Origin of the sequence: Bacteroides sp. RTP31139st1_H2_RTP31139_211217, assembly GCF_040227615.1 — a bacterium.
GTDB lineage: Bacteria > Bacteroidota > Bacteroidia > Bacteroidales > Bacteroidaceae > Bacteroides > Bacteroides uniformis.
The window spans coordinates 15,332-25,025 of the sequence record NZ_JBCNZM010000065.1; the positions used below are offsets into that span (position 1 = coordinate 15,332).

The 9,694-nt window shown below is 45.2% G+C and carries 11 protein-coding genes; 4 read left to right on the forward strand and 7 right to left on the reverse strand.

The window, feature by feature from the left end; translation table 11 throughout:
- The coding region (locus tag ABUA47_RS12355; RefSeq protein ID WP_349831634.1) for a peroxiredoxin at positions 1–312 on the forward strand (312 nt) is incomplete at its 5' end.
- Between the two features lie 18 nt (positions 313–330).
- Positions 331–1,368 (forward strand): recombinase RecA, encoded by a 1,038-nt coding sequence (gene recA / locus ABUA47_RS12360; protein WP_005831765.1) that lies wholly within the window; start codon positions 331–333, stop codon positions 1,366–1,368.
- A 68-nt stretch (positions 1,369–1,436) separates the two neighbouring features.
- On the opposite strand, the gene ABUA47_RS12365 is transcribed toward recA, so the two are convergent.
- The 4 genes from ABUA47_RS12365 to ABUA47_RS12380 all read right to left on the reverse strand — a co-directional run bounded on the left by ABUA47_RS12365 (position 1,437) and on the right by ABUA47_RS12380 (position 3,648).
- Positions 1,437–2,147: a DUF4252 domain-containing protein gene (locus ABUA47_RS12365; RefSeq protein ID WP_005832692.1), complete on the reverse strand. Its 711-nt coding sequence runs from the start codon at positions 2,145–2,147 to the stop codon at positions 1,437–1,439.
- 6 nt (positions 2,148–2,153) lie between these two features.
- Entirely contained in the window at positions 2,154–2,678 is a 525-nt protein-coding gene (locus tag ABUA47_RS12370) for a hypothetical protein (RefSeq protein WP_005831768.1), read from the reverse strand.
- The gene (locus ABUA47_RS12375; RefSeq protein WP_005831770.1) at positions 2,659–3,174 is read right to left on the reverse strand and encodes an RNA polymerase sigma factor; all 516 of its coding nucleotides are present in this window, start codon (positions 3,172–3,174) and stop codon (positions 2,659–2,661) included. Before ABUA47_RS12375 ends, ABUA47_RS12370 begins: the two co-directional genes overlap by 20 nt.
- 129 nt (positions 3,175–3,303) lie before the next feature.
- Positions 3,304–3,648, reverse strand: a complete 345-nt coding sequence (locus tag ABUA47_RS12380) for a helix-turn-helix domain-containing protein (protein WP_005831772.1) — start codon at positions 3,646–3,648, stop codon at positions 3,304–3,306.
- A 160-nt stretch (positions 3,649–3,808) separates the two neighbouring features.
- Here ABUA47_RS12380 and ABUA47_RS12385 point away from each other — a divergent pair, with 160 nt between their 5' ends.
- Entirely contained in the window at positions 3,809–4,396 is a 588-nt protein-coding gene (locus ABUA47_RS12385) for a hypothetical protein (RefSeq protein WP_347774132.1), read from the forward strand.
- Between the two features lie 301 nt (positions 4,397–4,697).
- Here ABUA47_RS12385 and ABUA47_RS12395 read toward each other — a convergent pair whose 3' ends face one another.
- The 3 genes from ABUA47_RS12395 to ABUA47_RS12405 all read right to left on the reverse strand — a co-directional run bounded on the left by ABUA47_RS12395 (position 4,698) and on the right by ABUA47_RS12405 (position 7,332).
- A complete protein-coding gene (locus ABUA47_RS12395; RefSeq protein WP_009038126.1) occupies positions 4,698–5,720 on the reverse strand; it encodes a YeiH family protein in 1,023 nt (340 codons plus the stop codon).
- 113 nt (positions 5,721–5,833) lie between these two features.
- Positions 5,834–6,721, reverse strand: a complete 888-nt coding sequence (locus tag ABUA47_RS12400) for a LysR family transcriptional regulator (RefSeq protein ID WP_349831636.1) — start codon at positions 6,719–6,721, stop codon at positions 5,834–5,836.
- Between the two features lie 14 nt (positions 6,722–6,735).
- Positions 6,736–7,332, reverse strand: a complete 597-nt coding sequence (locus tag ABUA47_RS12405) for a DUF6621 family protein (RefSeq protein ID WP_035448957.1) — start codon at positions 7,330–7,332, stop codon at positions 6,736–6,738.
- 543 nt (positions 7,333–7,875) lie between these two features.
- On the opposite strand from ABUA47_RS12405, the gene ABUA47_RS12410 reads away from it, so the two are divergent.
- Positions 7,876–9,694, forward strand: a 1,819-nt coding sequence (locus ABUA47_RS12410; RefSeq protein ID WP_349831637.1) for an ATP-dependent Clp protease ATP-binding subunit, incomplete at its 3' end; no start/stop codon positions are given.

The following is a 9,694-nucleotide window of genomic DNA, read 5'->3' on the forward strand; positions in this document are numbered from 1 at the left end:
CAAGCCTGCAACCTGCGGGATAATTATGCCGACCTGCGCAAAGCCGGTTATGAAGTCATCGGCGTCAGTGTGGACAGCGAAAAGTCACACCAGAAATTTATTGAGAAAAACAATCTGCCTTTTACCCTGATTGCAGACACCGACAAGAAGCTGGTAGAACAATTCGGAGTATGGGGCGAAAAAAGCATGTATGGCCGCAAATATATGGGAACGTTCCGCACAACTTTCATCATTAATGAAGAAGGTATTGTAGAGCGTATCATCACTCCGAAAGAAGTGAAGACCAAAGACCATGCGGCACAAATTTTATAATCATTAAACATTAACAACGTGGCAAAAAAAGACGAACTGAATTTTGAAAATGGCAGCAATCTGGCATCGGGCGAAAAACTGAAAGCCTTGCAGGCTGCCATGGACAAGATAGAAAAGAGCTTTGGTAAAGGCTCTATCATGAAAATGGGCGACGAAAGCGTCGAACAAGTAGAAGTTATTCCCACAGGTTCCATCGGCCTCAATGTGGCTCTTGGCGTGGGAGGATATCCCCGCGGACGTATCATCGAGATTTACGGCCCGGAATCTTCCGGTAAGACAACCCTTGCCATTCATGCCATCGCTGAAGCGCAAAAGGCAGGAGGCATTGCCGCATTCATTGATGCAGAACATGCTTTCGACCGCTTCTATGCAGCAAAACTGGGTGTGGATGTGGACAATCTGCTGATATCACAGCCGGACAATGGCGAACAAGCACTGGAAATCGCAGAGCAACTGATCCGTTCCTCCGCTATTGACATCATTGTAGTGGACTCTGTGGCTGCCTTAACCCCGAAAGCTGAAATTGAAGGCGATATGGGTGACAACAAAGTAGGTCTGCAAGCCCGACTCATGTCACAAGCCTTGCGTAAACTGACGGCAGCTGTCAGCAAAACACGCACCACTTGTATCTTCATCAACCAGTTGCGCGAAAAAATCGGTGTCATGTTCGGCAATCCCGAAACAACTACCGGCGGTAATGCACTGAAGTTCTATGCCTCCGTACGTCTTGACATCCGTGGAAGCCAAGCCATCAAGAACGGCGATGAAGTAATCGGCAAGCAGACCAAAGTGAAAGTTGTGAAGAACAAGGTAGCTCCTCCTTTCCGTAGAGCGGAATTCGACATCATGTTCGGTGAAGGCATCTCCCGTGCAGGCGAAATCATTGACTTGGGTGCAGAGCTTGGCATCATCAAGAAAAGCGGTTCATGGTTCAGCTATAACGAGACGAAAATTGCCCAGGGACGCGACGCCGCCAAGCAGGTCATCCTTGACAATCCGGAACTGGCAGAAGAGCTGGAAGGGCTTATCTTTGCAGAATTGAGAAAAGACAAATAACAAAAAAACTTGCCAATAGAAAAACAAAACATTCTATTGGCAAGTTTCCCTAAAAAGGTTACCGCTTCCTATTCCATTTTTTCCAAACGTTCTTCCAAAGCCTCCATGCTTTTTTCAAAACGTTTCCATGTATCGGTATCCATTTGTTCTTTCAGATACTTGTTGTCTTTCAGTTTAGCTACATTTTCCAGCCCTTTCAATGCCAGTTCTTGCGAATGCTTCAATTCTCCAAGCCAATCGCGGTTCTTCAGCTTCTCTATCTCCGCCCAGTTTATATCCGGAAGCTGTATATTCACATTGTTCCCATTCCAGCTGGTATTCTGATACATCATGATATTCTGTATATCCTTCAAAGTCATATCACCTTCCAGATAAACAAATTTCAGAGTGGCTGCACCATCTACAATCATAATCAGCTCCTTCACCTTTTCCCCTTTACGGCTCATGTAGAATTCAGAACTGGAGACTGTTCCCTTCTGCTTCATCAGCAATTCATATCTGGAAGACTGCACCAAAGAACGAAGATCCTTACGCATTTCTTTCTTTACATTATTATCCATTGTAGAAAGTACCTGCACAGAGTTCAACTGTCCGGACACTTTCCCAATATAAACATCTTTAGTAAACAAGTTGGGATTCGTTTCTATCATTGCCTTGGATATGTAGACGGACGACACGCCTTTCATATCTCCATACTTGTTGAATAGGTTCTTCTGTGCCTGGCAAAGCAAAGGCAACATCAGCAGTACACCTGCCAAAATCATTTTCATTGTTTTCATATCAGATTATTGTTGAATTTCTTTTCTTACTTCCTGGTTCACCTTCGTTACGTCTATCCGCGTTTCCTCTATCTGCTCAATTCCCTTGTTCAGATTCGCAGACACCTCGATTAAAGTGGCCTGCAATGCCTTATAAGCAGCTTCCGGATCAGAGAAAGTGTCCTGAGGTGTAGGAGGACGCATATCCTCTCCCATGTTCGTAATGCCATAACCTACACCTACAAGAACCAGAATGGTGGCAGCAATACCTCCTATCCAGCGCCAATTACGTTTGGCCTTGTTCCGGTGGAAAAAACGTTGTTCCTCTTCAGCCTTTTCATCAATCATCCGGCTCAGTTTATCCTCCAATCCGGCGGGAACATTATCCACCACTTTCCCGGGAAAAAAGCTGAGAAAGAGTTTCTTGTCCTTCTGCAAGTGCTCGGGCACTTCTTCGGTTCTGAAAGCTTCCTTCAACAACTCTTCTTCCTGCTCGTTGGTATTCCCTTCATAAAATTCGGCGAGCAGCCTTTCAATTTCCTCGACTGTCATAGTTACTCCATTTATTAAATTCCTCACGTATCTTTTTTCTTGCCCGGGACAACAGTACACGGACATTGGTAGCATTCAATCCCGTGACCTGCTCTATCTCTTCATAAGAACATCCCTTGACATCACGCAACGTTACTATTTTCTGCTGTTGCACCGGCAGATGGGCAATGATGTGCCTTACCTGCTGCGCTTCATCCCTCACTTCAAAGTTATCTGCTTGAGACATATTATGCACTTCGGCCAACTCCACACTCTGTCTGCTCAAAGTATACTTTCCCGAACGAAGCAAATCAAAGCACATATTTTTCACCAGAGTAACGCTGAATGCTTCCGGATTACTGATAATGGCCAGTCCTTCCCGCTTGTCCCACAACTTCAGATAAGCTTCCTGCACCAAATCTTCAGCATCGGCAGCATTCTCCAATAGTCTATAAGCTATGCAGTACAACTTGCGATGATATGGCAGAAACTCTTTTTTAAAACTTTCAGCGTCCATGGGCTATTTATCAATAGTAGATTCCTGTTTATACCCTTCAGACGTAGGAGGAAAGGATTTTGTTACACGGCCAGGAAGAAAAAATGGAAAAAAAATGAAAACACCAATAGCACCAGCCCAAGAGTGCGTTTATTTCAAGACATCAGCAATCCGCTTTTTAAGATTCAATTTTGCAATGTCTTCAGGCTTCAGCTCAAGCTCCACCAACACCTTCGCTGTGGAGAGTCTGTATTCCTGCTCTAACGTATCATAATTTATCTGTTCCTTATGAATGGAATACAACAAAGCAAAATCGTAGTTCAAGGCACGTGAGACATTATACAACGTATCCGTATCAATACTTTTTCTCGTAAGCATATAGTCTACACTTTGAGGCTTAACTTTCAGTCTTCGTGCAAGTTCCGCCTTGGTAACCTGCTGTTCAAGCATCACGTTCTTGATTATCTCTCCGATGTATATATTACTTTTTTCCATTTATATGAAGGTACAAATTAATCATTCATATTATAAGGAACACCAATACCAATTTGTCTGTATGTATCGTTCTTTTTATTCATAATTCGTTTGTTTTATCAAATATTTTATGATACTTTTGCAACATATTCATATAAACAAACAAATAATATCTGCTATCATGAATTTACTGACATGTATTCTCATAGCCATCCCTATCGGCATTATTTTTATTATGCTATGGATATACAATGACTACCGGAAATATAAGAAGAAAAATAAGCTGGCCATTTTGCTGTTTCTCCTATTTCCAACCACTTTATCTGCACAATACGTTGATGCGGGATGCCAAGTATCCTTTAAATGGCTGGAGAACCAAAAAGGGAAATTAGAGTATACAAAAGATGGGGTTACTTATAAGTTTATTCCAAACGACTCCCAATGGGAAATTATAATTTGCAACAACTCTTCAGAAGATATCCGAATAAACTGGAAAAATATGCAATTCATTGTGGATGGAAGAAGCTCAGAAGTCAAATACCCCATACTGGCAGAAGCGGAAACTCCCTTTGCAATTATAAAAAGCCAGGCAGAAACAAGCCAAAAGATTGGTGTGACAACTTATACGGCAAATAACTCTCAAATATACAACAAGAAAGATATTCGGAAAGGAAGGAATTCCTCCATTACCATTATCCTTCCCATATCTATCGGTAAGCACCCTCAATTCTTCACCTCTTTCGACTTTATCATCAAAAAAGTGAACTAACTATGACTTCTCAAGATATAAAAAAACAGCTGAAAGAACCACATTTCTGGAACATTGTATTAACTGGTCAGCACGCCGAACCGAGGACAAAAGCAATGCTGGAAGCAAAAGGTATCATAACTTGGCTTCCACTTGCTCCGGTCCGGCGTCAATGGGGAAGGATATTAAAAGAAATACACACCCCGGTTATCCCGAGATGTGTATTCGTCTATATATCCAATGAGGAAAGAAATACGTTGCAAAAATCCTACCGACTTCTTCAACCGGAAGTTATACTTCAAGAACTGCCGGACCGATGCAATCAGAACAAGTAGATATATGCCAACGTGCTCACACTAATCACTATCCACAACAAGGTGCCTTGTATCAAGGGCTTGATGCCTACTGCCTTCAGTACATCACGTGACAGAGAGGCACCGATAAAGAACAGAGTGATAGTCAGCGTCTTGCGGGCCAAAGAATTGATTCCCTCCCCAATCATGGCACCCGTTTCGGTAGTCCCCAGCACATAAGTATTGAAAATCATAGCCAGCACAAAGAAGAAGATGAACCAGGGAATACTGATTTTCTGTCCCTTACTCTTAAAGATGAACGAAGTTACCAGAGCCAAAGGAATAATCCATAAGGCACGTGTCAGCTTTATAGTCGTTGCCACCTTCAGGGCCTCCTCGCCATATGCGGCACCTGCCCCCACTACCGAACTCGTATCATGTATGGCAATGGCCGCCCATGTGCCGAACTCATGCTGGCTCATGTTCAAAGCGTGGCCTATCATCGGAAAAACAAACAATGCAATGGCATTCAATATAAAAATGGTGCCCAATGCCACAGACATCTCGCTATCCTTTGCCTTCAACACCGGCCCCACAGCCGCAATGGCACTGCCTCCGCAGATAGCCGTACCGGAGCTGATAAGATAGGAAGTGTCACGGTCCACTTTCAGGAACTTACGTCCTATGAGCCAGCCGATGAGCAATGTCCCCACTACAGAAATAATCGTGAACTCCATTCCTTCCTTGCCCGAAGCCAGAGAAGCCTGCAGATTCATTCCAAATCCTAACCCTACAACAGAGTATTGCAACAGGTACTTTGAAGTCTTCTTATTGAACTTCGGATGTGCCTGCCCACACAGCAACGCAAAGGCCAACCCCAAGAACAACGCCAACGGCGGAGTGACCCATGCCGAATAGGCATGCATACCGGGCACATAATCCAGCAGCAGAAAGAAGGAGAGGACAACCAGAAGAGATACATAAATAAATTTATTATTACTTTGAAGAAAAGGCATATTAATGCTTTTAGCCAAAACTCGATTTGAAGCCATACTGTTTATTTTACTATTATTACTAATGTTTATTCCTTAATTTTCCGGATGCAAAGGTAGTTCTATTTTAGTACACCCGCCAATCGTTTCTACTTATAGACTATAACTTATTGTTATCGGGACATAAACATATAGTTCATAAAGGCTTGTGACAACCCTCCTTCCTGCCCTTGCAACTGGACAAAGCAGAAGACGCGAAGCATGGGCATATCCTTTATCTCGACCACGCGGAAAGTGCCTGCCGCCAGTTCCTTGCAGATGGAACGGATAGACACGATTCCCATGCAATCGGAGTTTTCAAGAAAGAGCTTGATGCTTTCGGTACTACCCAGATACATCAGTACATGGAGTGAGGAAAGCTTGACGCCGTGCTTCTGGAGTGAGCGTTCTATCACGTCCAGCGTACCCGAACCGCGCTCACGAAGCACTAAAGGAATAGCGGGCAAATCCTGGGGAGTAATCTCTTCGGGCAATTGTAAACGGCTTTTGGAATGGACTACCGCTACCAGTTCATCCTCAAGAAAAGTAGTATACTTCAGATTGGGAAGGCGGAAAACCCCTTCCACCAATCCCAAGTCAATGCGGTGTTCCTGCAAAGCGGCTTCTATTTCCCGGGAATTTCCATTGAGCAAGGACAAGTTGACCTGCGGAAACTTGCCGATAAAACTGCCCAGCCACGGAGGAAGCACATACTGCGCAATGGTAGTGCTGGCTCCCAACTTGAGTTCGCCAATATATTCGTTATGTAACAAGTGCATTTCATATTCCAGCCGTTTATAGTCCTCCAATATCCGTTCGCAATGCTCCAAAAGCAGCCGGCCCGACTCGGTCAAACTGATTTTACTTCCCTGCCGGTCGAAAAGCCTCGTCTGGTAAGTGGCCTCCAGCTCCTGGATATGCTTGGTTATAGCCGGCTGACTTACAAACAACTCTTGCGAAGCCTTTGTAAAACTCAAGTTCTTGGCAACAGACTGAAACACTTTTAAACGGAAATCACTCATATACTTCTTATATCTTATAACTCGTCAGACTTGATGCCGAATGCATGCGCCAAAGAATAAAACACCGGCTCCAGGCGGCAATACACCGGGCTCAGAGGTTCCTCCGTGATGAAGTACACAACTTTGCCCCGTTCTTCTTCACTCTTGTCTTTGAAGAAACCCGCCAGCTTCTCCTCCACTCCATTACCATATACCTGATGGAAAGGCAACAGCATCAAACACTTCACATCCGCAGAATCAAGCGCCAGGTTCATCAGGTCAAGAAACAACTCTTCGGTAGAGACTAAACCGGAAGAGGTGACGGAAGAAAATGCAAATTCGCCCAGCGGCGTACGGCATGCCTGGTGATTCAGTTTATTCACATCGGATGGTTCACAACACTTCAGCACGTCCGCTGCCGGAGTATGCACCAGCAACACTTCCACCTCATTTTCTTGTTCTCTCAAGCCGGCGTCCAATGCCAGATAGCTCAACCATGCCGGCAGGTCAACATCGGGTAGCTTCCGTCCCAACTTACCTTCCAAAAAGTTCTTTGCACCATATACCACTTCATTCAGAAATGCAACATCTATCAATATCACATTTGCCGGAAACTTTATCTTATCCTCCATTATCTTCTATTTTAATACGTGATTATACATAATGCTCCTCTGCAAGCGGAGCTCCAAAAACCTACCACACAGAAAGCACAAAACTTTGAAGCAGTAAAAGTACGACAAATTTATCAATAACTTGTATCATCCCAAACAATTAATCTATATCTCCGAAGCGGAAAGAGAATATCCTTCCTCCGCAACACGGGAACCTTGGAGCTGGAACACGAAGACTTAGCTACTAAAACATATAGGCCCTCACTACATGAGATGTGCATCTCGTACTACATGAGATGTACACCTCGTACTACATGAGATGCACATCTCATGCATGACATCCTTATTTGCCCTTCTCTTTAACCAATAGAGTTTAATACGAAAAGGAACTTTGCTCCAACTTCTTATCTAAAGAAGTAGAAAGAAACAAAACGACTGATTTACAGACAATTTGTCATTTTACATATTTTATATGCAGACAATTTGTCCGAAATGTGCCAATGGCAAATCTTTTGCGCCTTCCCAAGTGTTATGAAACTGATAAAATAGAAAGGAGAACAAAATATGAACTTTAACAACTTTACCATTAAAGCGCAAGAAGCAGTGCAGGAGGCTGTGAACCTGGTACAAAGCCGTGGACAGCAGGCCATCGAGCCCGTGCATGTACTTCAAAGCGTGATGAAAGTAGGTGAAAATGTCACCAACTTCATCTTCCAGAAGCTGGGCATGAACGGTCAGCAGATAGCACTTGTACTGGACAAGCAAATTGATTCTCTGCCCAAGGTATCCGGCGGAGAGCCATACCTGAGCCGTGAAACGAACGAAGTGTTCCAGAAGGCCACCCAATATTCCAAGGAAATGGGTGATGAATTCGTCTCCCTGGAACCGGTACTGCTGGCTTTGCTGAATGTGAAAAGCACTGCATCCACCATTCTGAAAGATGCCGGGATGACGGAACGCGAACTGCGGGAAGCCATCAACGAACTGCGAAAAGGAGAAAAAGTAACTTCACAATCCAGCGAAGACACTTACCAGTCATTGGAAAAGTATGCCATCAATCTGAACGAAGCAGCCCGCAGCGGCAAACTGGATCCCGTCATCGGCCGTGACGAAGAGATACGGCGTGTCCTGCAGATTCTGAGCCGGCGTACCAAGAACAACCCGATTCTTATCGGTGAACCGGGTACCGGTAAAACGGCCATCGTAGAGGGACTTGCCCACCGTATCTTGCGTGGAGACGTCCCCGAGAACTTGAAGAACAAACAAGTCTACTCCCTGGATATGGGTGCACTGGTGGCCGGCGCCAAGTACAAAGGCGAATTTGAAGAACGTCTGAAGGCCGTTATCAACGAAGTTAAGAAGTCCGAAGGAGACATCATCCTCTTCATTGATGAAATCCATACCCTGGTGGGTGCCGGCAAGGGGGAAGGCGCCATGGATGCCGCCAACATCCTGAAACCCGCCCTGGCACGCGGTGAACTGAGGAGCATCGGGGCCACTACCCTCGATGAATATCAGAAGTATTTCGAAAAGGACAAAGCGTTGGAACGCCGCTTCCAGATTGTCATGGTGAACGAACCGGATACACTGAGCACCATTTCCATTCTGCGTGGTCTGAAGGAACGTTATGAGAACCATCACCACGTACGGATTAAAGACGATGCCATCATCGCCGCCGTAGAGTTGAGCAACCGTTACATCACCGACCGTTTCTTGCCGGACAAGGCTATCGACCTGATGGACGAAGCCGCTGCCAAACTGCGTATGGAAGTCGATTCAGTACCGGAAGAACTGGACGAAATCTCGCGCAAGATAAAGCAGCTGGAGATTGAACGCGAAGCCATCAAGCGCGAAAACGACAAGCCCAAACTGGAACAAATCGGCAAAGAACTTGCCGAGCTGAAGGAGCAGGAAAACTCGTACAAGGCGAAATGGCAAAGTGAAAAGACCCTTGTCAACAAAATCCAGCAGAATAAGGTGGAAATAGAGAACCTGAAGTTCGAGGCCGACAAAGCAGAACGGGAAGGCGACTATGGCCGGGTGGCCGAAATCCGTTACGGCAAACTGCAAGCGCTGAACCAGGAGATTGAAGAAACGCAGCAAAAACTGCACGAAATGCAGGGTGACAAGGCCATGATTAAAGAGGAAGTGGACGCTGAAGACATCGCCGACGTAGTATCCCGCTGGACCGGCATACCGGTAAGCAAGATGCTGCAAAGCGAAAAGGACAAACTGTTGCATCTGGAGGCAGAATTACACCAACGGGTTATCGGGCAGGACGAAGCCATCGAAGCCGTATCCGATGCCGTACGCCGTAGCCGTGCCGGACTGCAAGACCCGAAACGTCCTATCGGCTCATTCCTTTTCCTGGGAACCACCGGTG